The organism is Aggregatibacter sp. HMT-949, assembly GCF_041734645.1.
Classification (GTDB): Bacteria; Pseudomonadota; Gammaproteobacteria; order Enterobacterales; family Pasteurellaceae; genus Rodentibacter.
Genome location: NZ_CP162010.1, coordinates 1,813,046 through 1,835,959, shown reverse-complemented (window position 1 = coordinate 1,835,959; position 22,914 = coordinate 1,813,046). Strand labels below are relative to the sequence as shown.

Sequence of the window (22,914 nt, the reverse complement as noted above, 5' to 3'; positions counted from 1 at the left end):
TTTTTCGGTTGGGCATAGGACCCGAGCATACGCATTATTTTAATCATTTTGTAGGGGACGGTCCTGTGCCGTCCCGTCTCTATCTATTATGGTTGAAATAATGTATCTTTCTGCCAATTATAAGGATTAAATTCAATATATTCTGCAATATTTAAATAATCTTTCTCATCTCGAATAATGTGTTCATAATAACTTCTTTGCCATAATTTTCTGTTAAATGGCCTCCAATCATTCATCTTTACATTCTTAATATATTCAACATTTGTAATAGACTTGAACCGTTGTATCACATCAAACAAAGAAAGAGACAGCTCACCATTATTCTCAATTTGTACTATAAAATGTACGTGATTTGGCATAATGACATAATCTAAACACTTTACAGAAGCATAGAAATTCTCTAATTCTAAATATATTTTTTCAATCATCTTTCCTGCATCATTAAGATGCATTTGGTTATCTAAAATTTGCCCTAATAAACATAGACGATCTTGAATACAAATTGTAACGAAATATAACCCATCTTGACTGTAATCATAATATTGCAGATGAATTCTCTTCCGTTTAGGATAACGGTCGGGCACAGGACCCGACCCTACAAAAGATTTTTCCATAAATGCTTTTCTTTACTGGAAATATCTCTAAGATAATCCGCCACCATTTTATAACCTTCCGCCGATGGCTTTTTGCATTGTTTTACACATAAGCCTGCAAATTGACGCCACATATCGCCGATTTCCGTCATCTGTTCGGATGCCTGTTTGTACTTCGGTTGTTGGCAAATATCAGCAGCTTGTTCGAGGAAATAGGCATACAAATAACGGAAACCTGCGCCGCCGGTGCCGATTTCTTCCTGCATACGCACGATATGCCCTAGGTATAGGCGTTTGTATTTTTCCGAAGGATGATTTGCCAGCTTCTCAATTTGTTTGGCGACGGTACGAATGCCTTTGATGCCGACGAAAAATAGAGGCGCCAGCATGTGCTTGGCATTCTTGCGAATGGCTTTATGAATTAAGGCAGGCAAATCTATTTGGGCTAAATTCGGTTGATTTTCAAAGTAATACATCAATCCTTTCGGCGCCAGTACACCTTTCACAAAACGCGCCCGTTGCAAATCTTCCGTTGCGCAACGTTGCACGCTTTCAAACACGGGATCACTAATCAGATAATCGTTTTGCTCTTTGCCATACACGATTAAATTATGCGCATTAAAATGAAAACGCATTTCCGGCGGAAAATAAGGTAACCAGAAAACGGACGTTTGCAAGCCCACTAATTTATTTTCAGCCAACGCCTTGTCAAGTGCTTGCTGCCCGATTTCCGGCGAGCGAAACTTCTGTATTTTTAACCGCACTTTCAGCCGTTTTGAGACTTTTTTGATAATCGAACGCGGCGGCATTCGATAAGAAATCAGCGGCATTCCGTTAATTTTCACTAACGGAATATAAACAAAGGTCAACGCCGATGCCAAGCCAAAAACCATGGCTTCGTTAAAATCCACGCCGTGCGATTTTAGCAAGGTGGACATGACGCCGCTTTCGCAGTGGGCAGTGTGTTGGTGGTGGAAGTTGTTGTTCATCGTTAAGTTATTTTTTTAATTTAAATAATTTTTCAACGTAAATTTCGCCTAACCGCTCTTTTTCTTGCCGACGATTTTTGGCAAATTTATCGTATTCTAAATAGGCTTTTTCGTCCGCTTGTTGTTTACTGATTGAGCCGGCGTTTTGTAATACTTGACGATCATTGAAAGCGAGAAATTCATCTAGCTTTTGCGTCCAATCTTTTAAGAAAAATTGTTTTTTGCGGGAAGCCTGATCTTCGGCGAAATCCAACCACATTGATATGATTCGGTTTAATGCGGTGATTTCTTTTTCATTCAAATAATTTTTCGCCACGGTTACATCTTTTTTTACCACATCTGTACCACGAAAATTTGTCAGCCCCATATTGGGCAAACTTGCGTTGGCTCTCTGAAATATGATTTCCGATGCGGTGCTGTTCGTGCAAGCAAAATGTAATTTGTTCTGGATTTTTTGGAAAAATTGCGTCGTTTCTTTAAGTGAAGGTTGATAGTCTGCTGCTAAAGTAAAAATTTCACGAACGCGTAAATACATTCTGCGCTCGCTTGCTCGAATATCCCGAATTTTTTCTAATAAAAGATCGAAATAATCCTCTGCTTGATTTGTTCCGATAGGTGGATTTTTTAAGCGTTCTTCATCTAACACAAAGCCTTTTTGAATATATTCCGTTAATGTTCGCGTTGCCCATTGTCGAAATTGCGTGCCTCGAGCAGAGCGGACGCGATAACCGATGGCTAAAATCATCGGTAACGCATAAATTTGAGTATTATATCGCTTGCCATCAGTGGCAGTTGTCAACTGAAAGTTGACAACTGAAGCTTCATCTAATTCATTTTCTGCCAAAATCGCTTTAATATGCTTGCTAATATTTTGCTTTGAGGTTTGATAAAGCTCTGCCAACTCTAGTTGATTCAACCAAAGTTGCTGCCCCAGTTCGCGCAAAGTAAATTGCGAAAGCCCATCATCGGTGGTGTAAATAATAATGTCATTATCTGCCATTTTTTATTTTCTCAAGACTTATCCCAAACACTTCCGCATATCTCTCCAACACTTTATCCGACAACTTCGCAAACACACTTGGTTTAAAGTGGCGTTTGATTTGCCATTGCCAGAAGCCGGTAGCTTGGGCGAGGCTGGGGAGGTCAAAGCGGTTGCGGTACATCAGGTAAAAGAGCGGTGACTTTTCGCCGAGTTTTACGGCGGTTAACGCTTCGGTGGTGAGTCGGTTGAGTTCTTCCACCGCCTGTTCGGTAGCGAATTCTTCCATTTCCCAACCGTTAGTGGTGGCGGTTTGGTAGTTGCCGTTTTGGGTGGCGTAGATGACTTTACGCTGTCCTTTGAAGATTTTGCTGTCGTCTTGCGGGATATCGTTAACGTCCATCGACGACCTCAAGCAGCATAAAACAAGAAGAAAAACGACCGCTTTCAGGAATATAACAGAGCACTTTTTGTCCGTTCACAAGCGGGTATTTTTCGAGAAACTCTTGCAAAATAATATAGATGGAAGCTGACCCCGTATTTCCTTTACTTTCAAGGTTGGTAAACCATTTTTCCTGCGGGATAACGAAATTGATGTTTTTCAATCCTTCCAATAATTTATCGCGGAAAAAGCCCGAAGAATAATGCGGCAGGAAATAATCAATTTCATCGACTTTTAAAGCGTATTTATCAATTAAACGCAACAATGCCTTTTCCACCGTGCAACGCACAATGTTTTCATTCAGCAATTTCACATCTTGTTTCACTGCCATAAAACTACGTGCATCGCGGGTCTGTTTATCCACATTTTTCCAACCGACAAATTTTCCTTGCTGTAACTCGGCACCGGCATACATACAAACCGGCATTTCGTTGGCGTAAGAAATCAGATCAATCCAATGAATTTTGAAACTAATTCCTTGCGGATTGGGCTTATTGCTTAAATGCACTGCGCCTGCACCATCGGAAAGCATCCAACGAAGAAAATCTTTTTCAAAACCGATTTCCGGGCGCGCATCCTCTAATTTTTTCTGATCGATTTCCGCTTCAAAATGTTCGCTACGCATAACGGCGGATGCACTTTCCGAAGCCACGGCAATGGCATCTTTATGTTCGCCGGTGAGAATCGCATTGTAAGCGTGTTTCATCGCCGCCATGCCGGCAACACAGACACCGGCGGTGGTGAGCACTTCATAAGGTGGCGCGTCAGGAATTAAACCGTGCACCATCACACCTTGCCCCGGCATAATTTGATCGGGGTAAGAAGTGCCGCACGCTAAACAGCTCACGTCATCTGCTTTTAAGCCTTGGGCAAATAAGCCTTTGATTGCTTCTACTGCAAGCTCCGTACCGCTGTGTGTGGTTTCTCGTGTGATCGGATCAATCGCATAATGGCGGGTTTTGATTGCGTTAGAACGCAAAATCATTTTTCGTACGCGGGACGGCAACTCGCCGATCTGCCCTAAAATCTGTTCGATTTGGTCATTTTCTACCGGTGCATTAGGCAAAAAAGCGGCAATGCGATTGATATAAACTGGATTTAAAACAGTCAAAATTATTCCCCTGAAGGTTCGGCAAAATAGCGTTTTTGGCGCGTTAATTTTTCTTTTAACAATGGCTTAAGTAAGCGTTTGATGAGCGCGGAAAGCGGCACTACGGTGAGAATTAACGCAATTAAAAAGAGAATGTAAAAATAGAGGACGACGCGACGAAAACGCGGTGAAATTTGACCGCACTTTAACAGCAATTTGCCCCATAAATAGAAACTGCGATGACCGACTTTTTCGCTCATCATCAATTTTTCATCAATTTTTACCGCGCCCATATTCTGAAATAGGGTTTGATCAAGCGGTATATTCTGTTTGAAAGTGTGCGAAAGTTTTTCACCGAAGCGTTGCATATCCTGTATTTCGACATCGCTGATACCCGCGCTCGGTAGCCATGAAAAATAACGTTTTTTTCCGCTAAACATCCACGCCGGCGTGGTAATAAAACTCACCCATGAATTGGATTGATCGGTTTTGACAATATTGCCGATTAAATTCGCGCCAAGTGCGGTCAACATTTTCTTCATTTTTTCCTGTGCCATCAGCCACATATTGCGGCAACCGATCAGCGTAATCACCGGCGTGTCTTTCAGGATATGTGCTTGTTCCGACTGTAAAAATGCGGTGATTGGTTGTGATGGTGAGAGAAACCAGACGCTGTAGGCGATGATTACCAGATCATAGTTTTTCCATTGTAATTGCAGGGGTTCAATAGGCGCCGGTCTTAAATGTACAGATTCCGGAAATTGGTTAAAAAACGTTGTGAATTTCCAAGGGAAGAGATAGGGTTTTTGCGGTTTGATAACACAATGTTCTACACAAATATTGGATTGATTTTGCAACGGTACGAGAAAATTTTCCGTCAAACGGGAGAGTTGCCCGGTTTGGGAGTAGGAAACAACGAGAATGTTTTTGGTTTTAAGCATGGTCGTTTTGAATACGAATTCGTTAAAAATAGAGCAATAGCTATCAAGCGCATCATAATCTTTATATGATTGAAAAGATAGATTCAATTTATTCTTGATGCTTAAATTTCAACAAATCCCGTCGTTCTTTTTTGTTAGGCCGGCGATCCGGATGCGGCATGGAAAGCATGTTATTTTTACGCGCCCAAGCTGTTTCTTCGCGTTTTTTTACGCTTTGTTCAGTTTCGCGATAAAGTAATTGAGCTTCCGGCGCGCCGCGTCGTTGATCACTGAGCGCCAATACTTCCACTTCCTTTTCCTCATTACCTTGACGCAGTTTTAGCACCGCACCCACATCGACAATTTTGCTGACTTTGGCGCGTTGTCCGTTGTAATGTACTTTACCGCCTTCAATCATTGCTTTGGCGATACTGCGGGTTTTATAAAAACGCGCGGCCCAAAGCCATTTGTCGAGTCTGACTTCTTTTTTGTCCATGTTAAATTTCTCAGTGTCATTTGTGATAGATTATGTGCGATGGTATCACAGAATAAAGGAAAGGTTATGTCGCAAAATCAACCGGAAATTTTGGCCGTTCGTACAGCCGCGAAATCCCGCTTGTTGGAAATCCAATCTGTCGATTTACGATTTTCTAACGGTGAACGGCGCACTTATGAACGCCTTAAACCTAGCGGGTATCAGGCCGTTATGATGCTGCCTATTGACGGCGATTGGCTTTTGCTAGTTCGCGAATATGCAGTCGGCACGGAGCGCTATGAACTAGGCTTTCCTAAAGGCGGCGTGGATGCGGGCGAAAAGCCGGAAGACGCGGCTAATCGTGAGCTGAAGGAAGAACTCGGTCTAGGCGCCAAACAAATTCATTTTCTTCGTACGGTCAATACAAATCCGAGTTATATGAGCAACATAATGCATATTTTCATTGCACGGGATTTCTATTCTTGCCGACTGGAAGGCGACGAACCGGAGCCGTTAGAAATCGTGCGTTTTCCATTGGCAAATATTGATGAGTTACTCGCCGATCCGAATTTTACAGAAGCGCGGAATTTAACTGCACTTTATGCGTTAAGGGATTATCTGAACAACTTAGCAAAATAAAAAACGGTTTAATTTTTAATAAATTCTAAAACTTGAAAAATTACTTATAAACATAGAACACACTTGTATCGCTTAGATTTTCACTACATTAATATCGGCGCGCAAAGGTTGTAATAATCTCGTGGGCTACTGAATATGCAAAACGACGCAGGAATTTTGTACTTAACAAACAGCACCGCATTGGAAGCGGCTCCAATGCGGTGCTATTTTGTGAGGCAATTTCCGTTTTGCGTAACTGCAATATCAGTTCAAAAATTCACCGCACTTTTCTGTAACTCTACAACTTGAATTATTTTCTGGCGAGAGGCGGCACAAAGGTTAAACCTAAATCCCAAGGCTGTTCGATCCAAGTGTTTTGCGGAATATCGACAATGTAATCATCTACTAATTGTGCACCGGCCGGTTTGGCGAATACGGTAACGAATTTCGCGTTCGGGTACATTTCGCGAATTGCACGCGCGGTATTGCCGGTGTCCACTAAATCGTCCACCACGATAAAACCTTCACCGCCGTTCGGCACTTCGGCAGCATGTAATACCTGCAACTCGCCCTGATTTTTGTGATCGTGATAACTGGCGATACAAACGGTTTGTACGTGGCGAATGCTTAATTCGCGCGCCAATACCGCGGCCGGAAATAGACCGCCGCGGCTCACCGCGATGATGCCTTTCCATTGAGAGGCCGGAAGTAAACGTTCTGATAATTTGCGGGCGTGCATTTGGAACATATCCCAAGTCACCACATATTTTTCGCTCATTTTGATACCTTATTTTGTCGATAAATAAAAATGGCGTAAGGATAACGCGAAACAGGGTTTTATGCTATTATTTCGTGCGATTTTACGCAAAAAGGAGCGAATATGTCTGAAATTACGACATTGCAACCGCAATTATTATGGCAATGGTTTGAGCAAATTTGTGCGATTCCCCACCCATCTCATCACGAAGACAAATTGGCGAATTTTATTGTGAATTGGGCGCAAGAAAAACGGTTTTTTGTGGAACGCGATGAAGTCGGTAACGTACTGATTCGTAAGCCGGCAAGTACCGGTATGGAGCACTGCATTCCGGTAGCGTTGCAGGCGCACTTGGATATGGTGCCGCAAGCCAATGAGGGCAATTCGCACGATTTCACCAAAGATCCGATTCGTCCTTACATTGACGGTGATTGGGTGAAAGCGCAAGGTACTACCTTGGGCGCCGACAACGGCATCGGTTTGGCCTCTTGCTTGGCGGTGTTGGAAAGTGACGATATCGCCCATCCGCCGCTCGAAGTATTACTCACTATGACAGAAGAAACCGGCATGGATGGTGCCTTAAATTTGCGTCGTAATTGGTTGCAATCAGAAATCTTGATTAATACGGATACCGAAGAAATCGGTGAAATTTATATCGGTTGCGCTGGCGGTATTAATGCTGAATTAGAGATTCCCGTACAACGCGAAGCCAATACATTTGCGCATAGCTTTCAGCTTGTGTTAAAAGGCTTGCGCGGTGGCCATTCCGGCGTGGATATTCATACCGGACGCGCCAATGCGATTAAAATGTTAGCCCGCGTGTTAGCCAAACTTTCACAGCATCAATCGCACTTCCGGCTTGCGGAAATCCGTGGCGGCTCCATTCGTAACGCGATTCCGCGCGAAGCAGCAGCGATTTTGGCGTTTGACGGCGAAGTAAACGCCTTTGCAAGTACAGTTCAAAATTTGCAGGTTTTATTAAAAGAAGAATTAGCGATTGCCGAGCCGAATTTGACCTTATTCTTAGAACCGATTGCCAAACCGCAAAGCGTGTTTGATGCGCAAAGCACACAAACCGTGATTAATTTATTGAACGCCTTACCAAACGGCGTGATTCGCAACAGCGATGTGATTAAAAACGTGGTAGAAAGCTCGCTCAGTATCGGCGTGTTAAAAACTGACAGCGCTCATGTGCAGGGTACAATTTTGGTGCGTTCATTAATTGAAAGCGGCAAGGCCTATGTCACCGAATTATTGGATTCGGTCGCTTCCCTCGCCGGCGCTAAAACCGAATTTTCTGCACCTTATCCGGGCTGGAAACCGGTAAACGACTCCGCAATTTTAAAACTTTCCATGAAACATTATGCCGATGTGTTAGGCAAGCAGCCGGACATTAAGGTCATCCACGCCGGTCTTGAATGCGGTCTTCTCAAAGAACATTATCCGAATATCGAAATGGTGTCTTTCGGTCCAACTATCCGCAACGCCCACTCGCCGGATGAAAAAGTTCAAATTTCCACGGTAGAAACCTATTGGGATTTGTTGACGAGAGTATTAGGGGATATTTCAACTAAGTAAAAATAAAAAAATAATCTATAAAAGTATTTTTACATTAATTGATTTCTGTTTAACAAAAAAGCCCCTTTCGGGGCTTTTTTATTTATCTATTTCACAATATTAATCTTCCATTTCGGAGTTTAATAATGCTGCTAAACTTTGCGTTGCGTCATCTGCAATGAATTCAAATTCTGCTTCAATATCAGCATCGTTTGCGAAGGTGGAGATTGGTTCTTCGATCGCTTCTACCGCTAATTCTGCTGCTTTTTGGCGGCTTTTAATGCGGTTTTGGTGATACGCGAAACCGGTACCGGCCGGAATTAAACGACCCACGATGACATTCTCTTTCAAGCCGCGTAATTCGTCACGTTTACCTGCCACTGCAGCTTCGGTAAGAACACGTGTAGTTTCTTGGAACGATGCCGCCGAGATGAAGGATTCAGTTGCAAGAGACGCTTTGGTGATCCCCAATAATTCACGCTCGAATTCAACCGGTGGTTTGCCTTCCGCTTCACGTTTACGGTTCACGATTTTCACGCGAGCCACTTCCACTTGTTCCCCTTCGAGGAATTCGGAGTCGTAAGCTTTGGTGATAATCGCTTTACGCAACATTTGACGTACGATAACTTCGATGTGCTTGTCGTTGATTTTTACCCCTTGTAAGCGGTAAACATCTTGCACTTCGTTGACGATGTACTCGGTGACTGCGCGCACGCCGCGTAAACGTAAGATATCGTGTGGCGTTTCCGCACCGTCAGAGATGATGTCACCACGTTGTACCATTTCACCTTCAAATACGTTGAGCTGACGCCATTTTGGAATCATTTCTTCGTAAGTTTCACCTTCAGTTGGGGTGATTAATAAACGACGTTTACCTTTAGTTTCTTTGCCGAAGGACACGATACCGGAGATTTCTGCCAAGATTGCAGGTTCTTTCGGTTTACGAGCTTCGAATAAGTCTGCTACGCGTGGAAGACCACCGGTAATATCTTTGGTACCCACGGATTCTTGTGGAATACGGGCTAATGGTTCACCCACTTTCACTGCCGCGCCATCGTCTAAACTGACGATTGCTTTACCCGGTAGGAAGTATTGGGCTAATACATCCGTTTCAGGTAAGAAAATATCGTTACCGTTTGCATCCACCAATTTGATGGTTGGACGTAAATCTTTACCTGCGGTTGCACGTTCACCCACGTCTTGTACCACGATAGATGAAAGACCGGTTAATTCATCGGTTTGACGTGTGACGGTTAAGCCGTCCACGATGTCGATGAATTTCACGAAACCCGCCACTTCAGACACAACCGGCATAGTATGCGGATCCCAGTTTGCTACGGTTTCGCCAGCAGTCACTTCTTGACCGTCACCTTTGCTTAACACCGCACCGTAAGGCACTTTATAGTGTTCTTTAGTACGACCGAATGCGTCGGTAATGGTTAATTCTGTGTTACGAGAAGTTAAAACTAATTTGCCTTCGTCATTAGTTACAAATTTCGCGTTCATTAAGTGTAATGTACCGGTATTTTTCACCTGTACGCTAGACTCTTTAGCTGCTGCAGATGCCGCACCACCAATGTGGAACGTACGCATGGTTAACTGTGTACCCGGTTCACCGATAGATTGTGCCGCGATAACGCCCACTGCTTCACCTTGGTTGATAAGGTGACCACGTGCAAGGTCACGACCGTAACATTTCGCACACACACCGAAGTCGGTATCACAGGTTACAACAGAACGTACTTTCACGCTGTCCACGGAGTTTTCATCTAACACATCACAGAGTTTTTCATCTAATAAGGTGTTACGTGGAATTAAAACTTCTTCTGTCCCCGGTTTTAAGATGTCTTCCGCTACCACACGACCTAACACCAATTCGCGAAGTGGTACTTTTTCATCACCACCTTCGATTAATGGGGTCATCACTAAGCCTTCGTGTGTACCACAGTCGTCTTCGATGATCACTAAGTCTTGCGCCACGTCAACTAAACGACGGGTTAAGTAACCGGAGTTTGCTGTTTTCAATGCGGTGTCCGCCAGACCTTTACGCGCACCATGGGTTGAAATAAAGTACTGTAATACGTTCAAACCTTCACGGAAGTTCGCGGTGATTGGGGTTTCGATGATTGAACCATCCGGACGCGCCATCAAACCACGCATACCCGCTAGCTGACGAATCTGTGCCGCGGAACCACGCGCACCGGAATCCGCCATCATAAAGATGCTGTTGAAAGACGCTTGTTTCTCCGGTTTACCTTCACGGTTGATCACTTCTTCTTGAGACAAGTTTTCCATCATGGCTTTCGCAACGCGTTCGTTCGCGGCCGCCCAGATATCGATCACTTTGTTATAGCGTTCGCCTGCAGTTACAAGACCGGATTGGAATTGTTCCTGAATTTCAGCCACTTCTTCTTCTGCTGCAGAAATAATTTCGTATTTCTTCGCCGGGATCACCATATCGTCGATACCAACAGATGAGCCGGAACGTGCCGCGTAAGCAAAACCGGTGTACATAATATGGTCAGCAAACATGACCGCTTCTTTCAAACCTAAACGACGATAGGCTTCGTTAATCAGTTTTGAAATGGCTTTTTTGCCTAATGTTTGGTTGAACAAGGAATATGGCATACCTTTTGGTGCGATCATCCATAAAATTGCACGACCGATTGTGGTATCGGTAAGTGTGGTTTTCGCATCAAATTCGCCGGCTTCATTTTTCACATATTCGGTAATACGCACTTTTACGCGAGAATGTAATTCTGCTTCACCGGTGCGATAGGCTTTTTCCGCTTCGCGTGGATCTTGCAATAACATGCCTTCGCCTTTACCGTTCACTTTTTCACGGGTCATATAGTAAAGACCCAACACCACGTCTTGTGATGGCACGATAATCGGATCACCGTTCGCCGGTGAAAGTACGTTGTTGGTAGACATCATCAACGCACGCGCTTCTAATTGCGCTTCTAACGTTAATGGAACGTGTACCGCCATTTGGTCACCATCGAAGTCCGCGTTAAACGCCGCACAAACGAGTGGGTGTAATTGAATTGCTTTACCTTCAATTAAGATTGGTTCAAAGGCTTGAATACCCAAACGGTGAAGTGTTGGCGCACGGTTCAACAGAATTGGGTGCTCGCGAATCACTTCTGCAAGAATATCCCAAACGATAGCGTCTTCACGTTCAACCATTTTCTTCGCGGCTTTAATGGTGGTGGCATAACCACGGCTTTCTAATTTTGCGTAGATAAACGGACGGAATAATTCCAATGCCATTTTCTTTGGCAAACCGCATTGGTGTAAGTGAAGGTATGGACCTACGGTGATTACAGAACGACCGGAGTAATCCACACGTTTACCAAGTAAGTTTTGACGGAAACGACCTTGTTTACCTTTAATCATATCCGCTAATGATTTTAACGGACGACGATTAGAACCGGTGATAGCACGACCGCGACGACCGTTATCTAATAAGGCATCCACGGATTCTTGTAACATCCGTTTTTCGTTACGTACGATAATATCCGGCGCAATTAAATCTAATAAACGTTTTAAACGGTTGTTACGGTTGATGACACGACGATATAAATCGTTCAAATCTGAAGTCGCAAAACGACCGCCATCAAGTGGTACTAATGGACGTAAATCCGGTGGAAGAACCGGTAATACGGTCATTACCATCCATTCAGGTTTATTGCCTGATTGAACGAATGCTTCTAATAATTTTAAGCGTTTAGTGATTTTTTTACGTTTGGTTTCAGAATTGGTTTCTTGTAATTCTTCACGTAATTTTTCGCATTCCACTTCAAGATCCATACCTTTTAATAAATCTTGAATGGCTTCCGCACCCATTTTCGCTTCAAATTCATCTTGCCAACGATCTTCAGCGTCAAGGTATTGTTCTTCAGTTAATAATTGACCGCGTTCTAAATCTGTCATACCCGGTTCGGTCACGATGTACATTTCAAAATAAAGTACACGTTCGATATCGCGCAATGGCATATCTAAAAGTAAACCGATACGGGATGGCAATGATTTTAAGAACCAAATGTGCGCCACAGGGGAAGCAAGTTCGATATGCCCCATACGTTCACGACGAACTTTAGTTTGGGTGACTTCAACGCCACATTTTTCACAAATCACACCACGGTGTTTCAAACGTTTATATTTACCACATAAACATTCGTAATCTTTTACCGGCCCGAAAATACGTGCACAGAAAAGACCGTCACGTTCAGGTTTGAACGTACGGTAGTTAATGGTTTCAGGTTTTTTCACTTCACCAAATGACCAAGAACGGATCATATCCGGTGAGGCTAACCCAATTTTAATCACATCAAAATCTTCACTGGTTTTTGACTGTGCTTTTAAAAACTTAACTAAGTCTTTCACAAATGTTCTCCTGTCGGAGTTAAAGGTTTAAAGTGCGGTTGAAAATCTCAGAGAATTTTGACCGCACTTCGGCGAATTTTATGTAGGGTGGGTATTCTTGCCCGCCTTAAATTTCAAACTCATTGGTGGGCAAGAATGCCCACCCTACGGTTTTACTCTTCATCTAACTCGATATTTAAACCAAGTGAACGGATTTCTTTCATAATTACGTTGAAAGATTCCGGCGTGCCCGGATCCATATGTTGGTTGCCGCTGACGATGTTTTTATACATCTTCGTACGACCATTCACATCATCGGATTTCACGGTTAACATTTCTTGTAAGGTATAAGCTGCACCATAAGCTTCAAGTGCCCAAACTTCCATCTCACCGAAACGTTGACCACCGAATTGCGCTTTACCGCCCAACGGTTGTTGGGTAACAAGGCTATAAGAACCGGTTGAACGTGCGTGCATTTTGTCATCCACCAAGTGGTTCAATTTGAGCATATACATATAACCTACGGTTACCGGACGCTCGAATTTCTCACCGGTACGGCCGTCATATAAGGTGATTTGACCGGAAGTCGGTAAGCCGCCGAGTTTTAATAACTCTTTGATTTCCGCTTCGTCCGCACCGTCGAACACCGGCGTTGCCACCGGTAAACCTTTGCGCAAGTTTTCCGCTAAACGTAAGATTTCTTCGTTGGTGAAAGTGCTTAAATCCACTTTTTGTGAACCGTTACCCAAGTCATACGCTTTTTGCATATAGCTGCGAAGTTTTTCCACTTCTTGTTTTTGTTTGAGCATCGCATTGATCTGATCACCAATACCTTTCGCCGCTAAACCTAAGTGGGTTTCTAAGATCTGGCCGATGTTCATACGAGACGGCACGCCCAACGGGTTCAATACGATTTCAACCGGCTGGCCATTTTCATCGTATGGCATATCTTCAACCGGGTTGATTTTCGAGATAACACCTTTGTTACCGTGACGACCCGCCATTTTATCACCCGGTTGGATTTGACGTTTCACCGCAAGATAAACTTTCACCACTTTCAACACGCCCGGCGCAAGATCATCGCCTTTGATGATTTTCTTACGTTTTACTTCAAGTTTGTGTTCAAACTCTTTGCGAAGTTCTTCGTATTGCTCGGCAAGTTGTTCTAATTGGTTTTGTTTTTCTTCGTCTGCGATGGTTTGTTCTAACCATTTGGTGCGCTCGAGGTTGTCCAACAGCACCGCATCCACGCCACTGTTGACAAGGAGATTGCGAACACGCGCGAATAAACCCGCTTCTAAGATTTCTAATTCGTCAGAAAGGTCTTTCTTCGCTTGTTTTAATTGCATTTCTTCAATTTCTAACGCACGTTTGTCTTTTTCCACGCCGTCGCGAGTGAAGACTTGTACGTCAATGACCGTACCGGTTACGCTGTTTGGCACACGTAATGAGGAATCTTTCACGTCTGATGCTTTTTCACCGAAGATGGCACGTAACAATTTTTCTTCCGGTGTTAATTGGGTTTCGCCTTTAGGGGTCACTTTACCCACTAAGATGTCACCACCTTTCACTTCCGCACCCACATAAACAATACCGGACTCATCAAGTTTGCTTAAGGCAGATTCACCCACGTTTGGAATATCCGCCGTGATTTCTTCCGCACCTAACTTGGTATCACGCGCCACACAAGATAATTCTTGAATGTGGATAGTGGTGAAACGATCTTGTTGAACGACGCGCTCAGACACTAACATGGAGTCTTCGAAGTTATAACCATTCCAAGGCATGAACGCTACGCGAATGTTTTGACCTAACGCCAATTCACCTAAATCCGTTGAAGGGCCATCTGCCAATACTTCACCACGATTAATCGGATCACCCAAGTTCACACAAGGAATTTGGTTGATACAGGTGTTTTGGTTGGAACGGGTGTATTTGATTAAATTATAGATATCAATACCCGCTTCGCCGGCTATGGTTTCGTCTTCGTTTACTTTAATCACGATACGTGACGCATCCACATATTGAACGGTACCACCACGTTTTGCGACCACCGCAACACCGGAGTCTAACGCGATTGGTTTTTCCATACCGGTACCGACTAATGGTTTATCCGCACGTAAAGTCGGCACGGCTTGACGTTGCATGTTCGCTCCCATCAATGCACGGTTCGCATCGTCGTGCTCAAGGAACGGAATTAACGCTGCCGCCACAGATACCACTTGTTGGGTTGAAACGTCCATATAGTGAATATCTTCAGGTTTGTATAAGCCTGATTCACCACGCTCACCACGTGCCGTTACGAAGGCATCAGTAAAGCGATTGTTTTCATCAAGATTTGAGTTTGCCTGTGCGATGATATAGTTGGCTTCATCGATGGCAGATAAGTATTCAATTTCTTCGGTTACTTGACCATCCACCACTTTACGATATGGGGTTTCTAAGAAACCGTAATCGTTTGTACGCGCGAACGCAGAAAGAGAGTTGATCAAACCGATGTTTGGACCTTCAGGGGTTTCGATTGGACACAAACGACCATAGTGGGTGTTGTGTACGTCACGCACTTCAAAGCCTGCACGTTCTCGTGTTAAACCGCCCGGACCTAATGCAGAAATACGACGCTTGTGCGTCACTTCTGACAATGGGTTGTTTTGGTCCATAAATTGCGAAAGTTGTGAAGAACCAAAGAATTCTTTCACTGCCGCAGAAATTGGTTTTGGGTTAATTAAATCTTGTGGGGTAATCGTATCTAAATCGCCTAAAGATAAGCGTTCTTTGACCGCTCTTTCTACTCGCACCAAACCGATGCGGAATTGGTTTTCCGCCATTTCGCCCACAGAACGGATACGACGGTTGCCCAAGTGGTCGATATCGTCCACTTCACCACGACCGTTACGGATATCGATAAGTTTACGCATGACCGCAATGATGTCTTCATTGCTTAAAATGCCGCTACCGACACCTTCCGGAATGTTTAAAGAGCGGTTGAATTTCATACGACCTACCGCAGATAAATCATAACGCTCCGGAGAGAAGAACAAGTTATGGAACAAGGCTTCGGAAGATTCCGGTGTCGGTGGTTCGCCTGGGCGCATCATGCGATAAATTTCATATAATGCGCTGACTTTATCGTAAGTCGGGTCAACCCGTAAGGTTTCAGAAATATACGGGCCGTAATCCAAGTCATTGGTAAAGAGGGTTTCAACGGTGGTGTAACCGGCTTGTGCAAGTTTCGCTAAGGTTTCCAAAGAAATCTCACCGTTTGCCGGGCAAACGATTTCGCCGGATTCTAAATCCACGTAATCTTTTGCCGCTACTTTGCCCACGATATATTCGGTAGGTACAACCACTTGAGTGATTTTATCTTTTTCTAACGCCTTGATGTGACGCGCAGTAATACGACGACCGCGTTCAACATACACTTTACCGTTTGCTTCAATATCAAAAATTGCTGTTTCGCCACGTAAACGTTCCGGTATTAGTGTCATTAACAATTTATTGTCGGTAATTTCAAAAGTGACTTTATCGAAGAATAAATTCAAGATTTCTTCGGTTGTGTAACCTAGTGCGCGAAGAATAATGGTTGCCGGCAATTTACGGCGGCGGTCGATACGTGCATACAAGTTATCTTTTGGGTCAAATTCAAAATCTAACCATGAACCGCGGTAAGGAATAATACGTGCGTTATAAAGCACTTTACCTGAAGAATGGGTTTTACCTTTGTCAGAATCAAAGAATACACCTGGGCTACGATGTAATTGTGAAACGATAACGCGCTCGGTACCGTTAATGACAAAAGTACCGTTGTTCGTCATTAACGGGATTTCGCCCATGTAAACTTCATTTTCTTTGATATCTTTAACGACGCGTGAGGAGGATTCTTTATCGTATGTCACTAGACGTAATTTCACGCGTAAACCCGCTGCGTAGGTTGAGCCGCGGATTTGACACTCACGTACATCAAATTCCGGCTCTTCAAGACGGTAATCTACGTACTGGAGTTCGGTGTAACCGTTGTTACTAACGATTGGAAATACTGAACGGAAAGCTGCTTCTAAACCTTGTTGGCCTTCCGGATCTTTCTGAATAAATTTGTCAAAAGAATCTAATTGAATGGTTAATAAATAAGGTACGTTTAAAACTTGCGGGCGTTTGCCGAAGTCTTTACGAATTCGTTTTTTCTCAGAATAGGAGAGACCCATTGGTTGGTTTTCCTCTATCAATTTTAGTGAGACCGAGTTGATACAAGCAAAAAAGAGCCGTCGAATTTTTTCGAGTTTTAACTTATACCAAAGTATGGACACCGTTTTCAGAAACCGCACTCTGAACCTTACTTCTGTAGCGGGCTACTCAAATTAACATGATTGGCGATTAATTCGAGTGGAAACAGATATTATTAAACGGAAAATAACTATCTGTTTTTATGGCTATCTTGAATTATTTTTATAAGACTTTGATAGCACAAAATGGCTGATGGAAAAACCACCAGCCATTGAGCCTGAAGAACAGGGCATAAAGAAATTAAAATTATTTAATTTCTACTTCTGCACCGGCTTCTTCTAATTCTTTCTTAAGTGCTTCAGCTTCTTCTTTAGAAACGCCTTCTTTTAAGTTAGCCGGAGCGGATTCAACTAAATCTTTAGCTTCTTTTAAGCCTAAACCTGTTGCGCCGCGCACTGCTTTGATTACTGCTACTTTGTTAGCACCTGCAGATTTAAGAACTACGTCGAATTCAGTTTTTTCTTCTGCTGCCGCTGCACCACCTGCTGCTGGAGCTGCCGCTACTGCTGCCGCTGCTGATACACCGAATTTCTCTTCCATCGCTGCGATTAATTCAACGATTTCTGTTACAGTTTTAGAAGCAATCGCTTCAATGATTTGTTCGTTAGTTAATGACATAACAATCAATTCCTAAAATAAATAAAGTTAAATGAAGTAAGAAACGCTTAATTATTAAGCTGCTTCTTGTAATTTGTCGCGTAATGCCGCAAAAGTGCGTACAAGTTTGCCTGCCGCTGCTTCTTTCATTGTGCCCATTAAACGTGCAATCGCTTCTTCGTAAGTTGGTAATGTTGCCAAGAATTCAACATCTTGGATTTTACCTTCAAAGGCTGCACCTTTAATTTCAAACTTATCGTTCGCTTTAGCAAACTCTTTGAATAAACGAGCTGCTGCACCCGGATGTTCGTTAGAGAATGCGATAAGTGTTGGACCTACAAACGTATCTTTCAAGCATTCGTAATCTGTGCCTTCAACTGCACGACGTAACAAGGTGTTACGTACAACGCGCATTGTCACGCCAGCTTCACGTGCTGATTTACGTAATTCAGTCATTTTTTCAACAGTTACGCCGCGTGAATCCGCGATAACTGCTGAAAGTGCACCTTTGGCTGCTTCATTTACTTCAGCAACAATTGCTTGTTTGTCTTGAAGATTTAATGCCATTGGCTTTTAGCTCCTGAATACACTCCGATTTCTCGGAATTAATTTACCTAATCCTAAGACCAGGACGACTTCGGTGCCCAGAAGCAAGAAAAATTCTTATTCTGTACACCATCTACGTAGGCTTATTAAGATTGCTCCCCTACGGTCTTGGACGGGGCTTGAATAGGTCAAGCACCAACCAGAAATTGGGTTATGGCTTAAAGCCATAACAAAGACGCGCAATTATAGAGTGAATCGATTTTCTTGTAAAGCCGCTTGTCTAAAAAAGATTCGAAAACAATGCTTTGGTTATTTTCGGCGTGCAATCGCTTCGATTTCTAATCCCACATCTTTCGGCAAACGCGCAACTTCCACACAAGAGCGCGCCGGGAAGTTCGGGTGATGGTTTTCTTTGAAGAAGCGCTCATATTCCGTATTCACTGCCGCAAAATCGTTCAAGTCTTTCACAAAAACCGTGGTTTTTACAATATCCGCCGCAGTCAAGCCCGCTTGCTCAATAATTGCTTTCACATTTTCCAATGACTGGCGCGTTTGCGCGACGATGCCTGACGGCACCGCATTGGTGGCAGGATTTACTGGAATTTGGCCGGAGGTGAAGACTAAATCGTCTAAATCCACCGCTTGCACGTAAGGACCGATCGCCGCCGGCGCCTTTTCGGTATGAATAACTTTTGTCATAGTAATTTCCTTGAGTAGTAAGAAATACGGCTATTTTTCCCGTACTTTTTCGTTAATCAATTTCTTTTAGCACATCGTCGGACAATTCCTTTTGCGAGTTGTCGGTTGCTTTACCGTCGTTTACTTTAAATTCTAAGTTTTGGAGATATGCTTCACGGAAGGTGACGTAAGGATCTTGCGCTTGGCGTAATAACTCGGTGTTATTCAAGTTTTTCGCACGCGTATCCAATGTTTGAACGCCGTATTTGACTAACGACCAAGGGCCGCCTACCCATTCCCAAAACGGATACATATAAGCCGCATCCACCACTGCACCGGTTAATTGGCGCGGTGTGGTCGCATTATAAATCGGCAACACCATGTAAGCGCCGGGTTCTAGGCCGTAACTCCCCAAGGTTTCGCCAAAACCGCGTTGGTCATACACTTGGAGTTCCTTGCTGGCAGCGGCGAAATCAAATAAACCGCCTATACCGAACACCGTATTAATCCAAAAGCGGTTAAAATGGACGAACGCCTTTTTCGGCTCGCCTTCAATTAAACGGTTCACGAAACTGACCGGCTCGTCCAAATTGTTCGCCATATTGGACAAGCCGCCACTTATCGGAGCCGGCACATAATCGTGCCAACCCTTTGCCGCCGGTTCCAATACATAGCGATCCATCACGTTATAATTGAATTTCCACATGGTGCGGTTAAAACCTTCTAGCGAATCTTTGCGTTCGCCCTCCGCTTGCTTATTTGCGCAACCGGTTAATATCATCGCCCCTAAAAGGGCGGTTAATATCGCTATTTTTTTCATTTGTATTTATCCGTAAGAAAAATCGGACGTATTCTAACGCGTAAAATCTATAACTCAAACGTAATCTAATAGATAAAACAATGTCGATTCTATTGTTTGCTTTTCGGTTTTAAATTTTGTCTGAGTTGCGCCGTCGGAAATTAGGTTCTCGGCGGATTAAGCCGATTCCACGCTTTTCAATGCGGTGCTGTTGAAGCAAGTGAAAAAAGTCGAGACAAAATAAAAAGGACAGCTCTTAAAAGTCTATCCTTTTCATGTAATGCATTATCTTTTAGCCGTAAAAATGTGGCAGATTTCGGTTATTTCCCATCGACGCTCACACCATAGAAGGCATCGTAGCCGAACGGACTTTGTACGTAACCTTTCACGCGTGGGCTTAATGGCGCGAAGCCGACGGAGTGCGCCACCGGAATCCAAGGCGCTTGCTCATGAACGATCACTTGCGCTTGCTTGTAAAGCTCAGTACGCGCTTGTTTGTCGGTTAAACCGATGGCTTTGTCTAACAAGGCGTCAAATTGTGCGTTTTTGAAACGCGCCAAGTTTGAGTTGCCTGCGTTAGCGCTCGCTAATAATGGGGATAAGAAGTTATCCGGGTCACCGTTATCGCCTGACCAACCGAAAATCCCCGCAGTGAGTTCGCCGGCTTTCGCGCGTTTTTGGTAATCCGCCCATTCATAGGTGACCGGATTGGCTTTCACACCGATTTTTGCCCAGTCCGCCATTATCAACTCCGCCATCCGTTTCGGATTTGGATTGGAGGCGCGAATCACCGGTTGAATCCAGAAATCCGTTTCAAAACCGTTCGGATAACCCGCTTCGGCTAACAGTTGTTTGGCTTTTTGCGGATCATAAGGATAATCTTGGATGTCGTCGTTATAGCTCCAAATGGTCGGTGGTAACGGATTTTTCGCCGGTGTACCGGCGCCTTGGTAAACGGCATCGATAATCGCTTTTTTATCCACCGCGTAGTTTAACGCTTGGCGTACTTTTACATTATCAAACGGTGCTTTTTCTGTATTGAATGCGATATAGGCTACATTCAAGCCTTTTTGTTCCAAAAGTTGGACTTTCGGATCCGTTTTCATTTTGGCTAAGTCCGCCACATTCGGGAATAGAATCAAATCGCAGGTACCCGCTTGTAATTTTGCGTAACGCGTAGTGGCGTCCGGTACGATGCTGATCACTAAGCGATCAAGCGGCGTTCTGCCTTTCCAGTAATTTTCGTTCGCCACATATTGTGCCGCTTGATCGGTTTTGTAATCCACGAAAATGAACGGGCCGGTACCTACCGGGCGATTGTCAACGGTTTCAGGCTTGCCCGCTTTCATCATCGCATCGGCATATTCCGCTGAATAAATGGAAATAAAGTCCATTCCCAAACTTGCCAAGAAAGTTGCATCTTTTTTGTTTAAAGTGATGCGAACCGTGTTGTCATCGATTTTTTCCACGGATTTCAATAACTCGGGAAATTTCATCGCGTTGAAATACGGATAAGTGCCTTTGGAGACGTTGTGATACGGGTGATTCGGATCAAGCTGACGTTGGAAGGAGAACAGCACATCATCCGCATTGAAATCGCGCGTCGGGGTAAATTCTTTAGTGCTGTGGAATTTCACGCCTTTGCGTAAATGAAAGGTGTAAGTTAAACCGTCATTGCTGATTTCCCAGCTTTCCGCCAAGGCCGGCTCAATTTCCGTCGAACCTTTTTTAAACTCCACCAAACGGTTATAAACCTGTTGTGAACTGGCGTTATAAGACGTGCCCTCCATCACTAATGCCGGGCTGAAGCCTAACGGCGCTTTAGCCGTACAGTAAACGAAAGTATTATTTGATGCAGTTTTATTGTCCGCGGGAGCTGCCGCTTTGTTTGCTGAGCCGGATTGATCGCAAGCGGCTAAAAATAGCGTAGCGGCAAGCGTTAAGGTGGCTTTTAATGTCATACGCGTTCCTCATTGTGATGGTTAAACGGCGGTGGATCCCGCCGACAGGAAAATGCTATTAAGATATAAGCAGGTTGGCTTTTTCTTAAATAAAAAAATCGTCTTGATTATAACAAATCGAACTAAGAGAACGCGATTTGTACCTCGACTTCGCGCCTTTTCAAATGTACTCGAAGCCCGCCGGAAGCGGCTTCAATGCGGTGCTCGTAGCAGAGTTCAAGATGTCGATGTGAAAGCGTAGCAAGCCGCTCTCGTTCAATTATTGCGTCGCTTTGGACGGAAAAATAAAAGACGCGACAATGCCGATGAATAACACGCCTAGCACGATAAATAAGCTTGCATTGGCGGAAATATGAATGCCTGTATCAAAAACGGCATGGTTCCAAGCTTGAATGCCCATTTTGATGCCGATAAAAAATAATAGAGCGATCACGGATTTTTCCAAGTGCGCTAAATATTTCGTTAAGGCCGCCAAAATAAAATAAAGGCTACGCAAGCCCAAAATAGCAAAAATCATTGCCGCATAAACCAATAGCGGCTCTTGCGTGACGGCAATAACCGCCGGTACGGAATCGAAAGCGAAAGCGAGATCGGAGGTTTCGATTGCGATTAGACATAAAAAGGCCGGCGTGGCGTAACGCAACCCTTGACGTGTGACGGAGGAAATTTGTTCGGCATTTAATTCGGCGTGGCGAACGAAAAATTTTTCTTGCAGCAATTTAGGGAAAATCGGCATGGCTTTACCGGCTAAGCGTATGCTCCAGTGGTGCGTATAGTCTTCGATTTCCGGATTGTCCTTGCCGCGGGCGGTTAACATTTTCCAACCGCTCCATAAAACGAAGGCGGCAAAAGCAAAGCCGACCCAAGGACTGGCGGCGAATAAACCGGTGCCCAATAACACGAAAACAGCACGGAAAATCAATGCACCTAAAATTCCCCAATAGAGAATGCGGTGCTGTAACCGCGCTTTAATACCGAAAGAGGCGAAAATAGCGACGAAAACCATTAAGTTATCGATAGATAAACTTTTTTCCAATACATAGCCTGCTAAGTAAAGATTCGCCCATTCCGGTTCGAAACGAAGATAAAGATAGACATAAAAAGCCAGTGCTAGGGATATCCAAAAAAGCGACCATGCCGCCGCATTTTTTACCGTAATTTCTTTCGTGTGGCGATGGGAAATTAAATCAATATAGATCGAAAATAAGACAACGCCGAAGAAAACGATAATGGTTTCTAGGGGAAAGCCGAAATGCTGCATAAA

18 protein-coding genes are annotated in these 22,914 nt (G+C 43.9%); 2 read left to right on the top strand and 16 right to left on the bottom strand.

Features of this window, described 5'->3' with window-relative positions; genetic code table 11:
• Nucleotides 1–86: 86 nt before the first annotated feature.
• The 7 genes from AB3F25_RS08720 to hslR form a co-directional block, all read right to left on the bottom strand.
• Complete coding sequence (locus AB3F25_RS08720; protein WP_373603435.1) at nucleotides 87–614, bottom strand: transposase; 528 nt, start codon at nucleotides 612–614, stop codon at nucleotides 87–89.
• Entirely contained in the window at nucleotides 596–1,582 is a 987-nt protein-coding gene (locus AB3F25_RS08715) for a BtrH N-terminal domain-containing protein (protein ID WP_373603434.1), read from the bottom strand. The genes AB3F25_RS08720 and AB3F25_RS08715 overlap by 19 nt, the downstream gene beginning before the upstream one ends.
• Nucleotides 1,583–1,589: 7 nt before the next feature.
• Nucleotides 1,590–2,582 carry a virulence RhuM family protein gene (locus AB3F25_RS08710; protein WP_373603433.1) on the bottom strand — a complete coding sequence of 331 codons (993 nt, stop codon included), beginning with the start codon at nucleotides 2,580–2,582 and terminating at the stop codon, nucleotides 1,590–1,592.
• Nucleotides 2,572–2,964 carry a hypothetical protein gene (locus AB3F25_RS08705; protein ID WP_373603432.1) on the bottom strand — a complete coding sequence of 131 codons (393 nt, stop codon included), beginning with the start codon at nucleotides 2,962–2,964 and terminating at the stop codon, nucleotides 2,572–2,574. The genes AB3F25_RS08710 and AB3F25_RS08705 overlap by 11 nt, the downstream gene beginning before the upstream one ends.
• Nucleotides 2,954–4,114 (bottom strand): beta-ketoacyl-ACP synthase III, encoded by a 1,161-nt coding sequence (locus AB3F25_RS08700; RefSeq protein ID WP_373603431.1) that lies wholly within the window; start codon nucleotides 4,112–4,114, stop codon nucleotides 2,954–2,956. Before AB3F25_RS08700 ends, AB3F25_RS08705 begins: the two co-directional genes overlap by 11 nt.
• A 2-nt stretch (nucleotides 4,115–4,116) precedes the next feature.
• Entirely contained in the window at nucleotides 4,117–5,034 is a 918-nt protein-coding gene (locus AB3F25_RS08695; RefSeq protein ID WP_373603430.1) for a dialkylrecorsinol condensing enzyme, read from the bottom strand.
• Nucleotides 5,035–5,122: 88 nt separating this feature from the next.
• The gene (gene hslR, locus AB3F25_RS08690; RefSeq protein WP_373603429.1) at nucleotides 5,123–5,509 is read right to left on the bottom strand and encodes a ribosome-associated heat shock protein Hsp15; all 387 of its coding nucleotides are present in this window, start codon (nucleotides 5,507–5,509) and stop codon (nucleotides 5,123–5,125) included.
• A 66-nt stretch (nucleotides 5,510–5,575) separates the two neighbouring features.
• On the opposite strand from hslR, the gene nudE reads away from it, so the two are divergent.
• Complete coding sequence (gene nudE / locus AB3F25_RS08685; RefSeq protein WP_373603428.1) at nucleotides 5,576–6,127, top strand: ADP compounds hydrolase NudE; 552 nt, start codon at nucleotides 5,576–5,578, stop codon at nucleotides 6,125–6,127.
• Between the two features lie 289 nt (nucleotides 6,128–6,416).
• On the opposite strand, the gene gpt is transcribed toward nudE, so the two are convergent.
• Nucleotides 6,417–6,884: a xanthine phosphoribosyltransferase gene (gene gpt / locus AB3F25_RS08680; protein ID WP_373603427.1), complete on the bottom strand. Its 468-nt coding sequence runs from the start codon at nucleotides 6,882–6,884 to the stop codon at nucleotides 6,417–6,419.
• 102 nt (nucleotides 6,885–6,986) lie between these two features.
• Between gpt and AB3F25_RS08675 the strand changes: the two genes are divergently transcribed.
• Entirely contained in the window at nucleotides 6,987–8,441 is a 1,455-nt protein-coding gene (locus AB3F25_RS08675; RefSeq protein WP_373603426.1) for an aminoacyl-histidine dipeptidase, read from the top strand.
• Nucleotides 8,442–8,540: 99 nt separating this feature from the next.
• Here AB3F25_RS08675 and rpoC read toward each other — a convergent pair whose 3' ends face one another.
• The 8 genes from rpoC to AB3F25_RS08635 form a co-directional block, all read right to left on the bottom strand.
• Nucleotides 8,541–12,809 (bottom strand): DNA-directed RNA polymerase subunit beta', encoded by a 4,269-nt coding sequence (gene rpoC, locus AB3F25_RS08670; RefSeq protein WP_373603425.1) that lies wholly within the window; start codon nucleotides 12,807–12,809, stop codon nucleotides 8,541–8,543.
• Nucleotides 12,810–12,961: 152 nt separating this feature from the next.
• Complete coding sequence (gene rpoB, locus AB3F25_RS08665) at nucleotides 12,962–16,990, bottom strand: DNA-directed RNA polymerase subunit beta (RefSeq protein ID WP_373603424.1); 4,029 nt, start codon at nucleotides 16,988–16,990, stop codon at nucleotides 12,962–12,964.
• 325 nt (nucleotides 16,991–17,315) lie between these two features.
• A complete protein-coding gene (gene rplL, locus AB3F25_RS08660) occupies nucleotides 17,316–17,687 on the bottom strand; it encodes a 50S ribosomal protein L7/L12 (protein WP_373603423.1) in 372 nt (123 codons plus the stop codon).
• Between the two features lie 54 nt (nucleotides 17,688–17,741).
• Nucleotides 17,742–18,233, bottom strand: coding sequence for a 50S ribosomal protein L10 (gene rplJ / locus AB3F25_RS08655; protein ID WP_373603422.1), 492 nt, complete (start codon nucleotides 18,231–18,233; stop codon nucleotides 17,742–17,744).
• Nucleotides 18,234–18,521: 288 nt separating this feature from the next.
• A complete protein-coding gene (locus AB3F25_RS08650; protein ID WP_373603421.1) occupies nucleotides 18,522–18,911 on the bottom strand; it encodes a RidA family protein in 390 nt (129 codons plus the stop codon).
• 52 nt (nucleotides 18,912–18,963) lie between these two features.
• A complete protein-coding gene (locus AB3F25_RS08645; RefSeq protein ID WP_373603420.1) occupies nucleotides 18,964–19,710 on the bottom strand; it encodes a VacJ family lipoprotein in 747 nt (248 codons plus the stop codon).
• A 299-nt stretch (nucleotides 19,711–20,009) separates the two neighbouring features.
• A complete protein-coding gene (locus AB3F25_RS08640; RefSeq protein WP_373603419.1) occupies nucleotides 20,010–21,650 on the bottom strand; it encodes an ABC transporter substrate-binding protein in 1,641 nt (546 codons plus the stop codon).
• Between the two features lie 259 nt (nucleotides 21,651–21,909).
• On the bottom strand, nucleotides 21,910–22,911 hold the full coding sequence (locus AB3F25_RS08635; protein ID WP_373603418.1) for a TerC/Alx family metal homeostasis membrane protein: 1,002 nt from the start codon (nucleotides 22,909–22,911) through the stop codon (nucleotides 21,910–21,912).
• Between the last annotated feature and the right edge of the window lie 3 nt (nucleotides 22,912–22,914).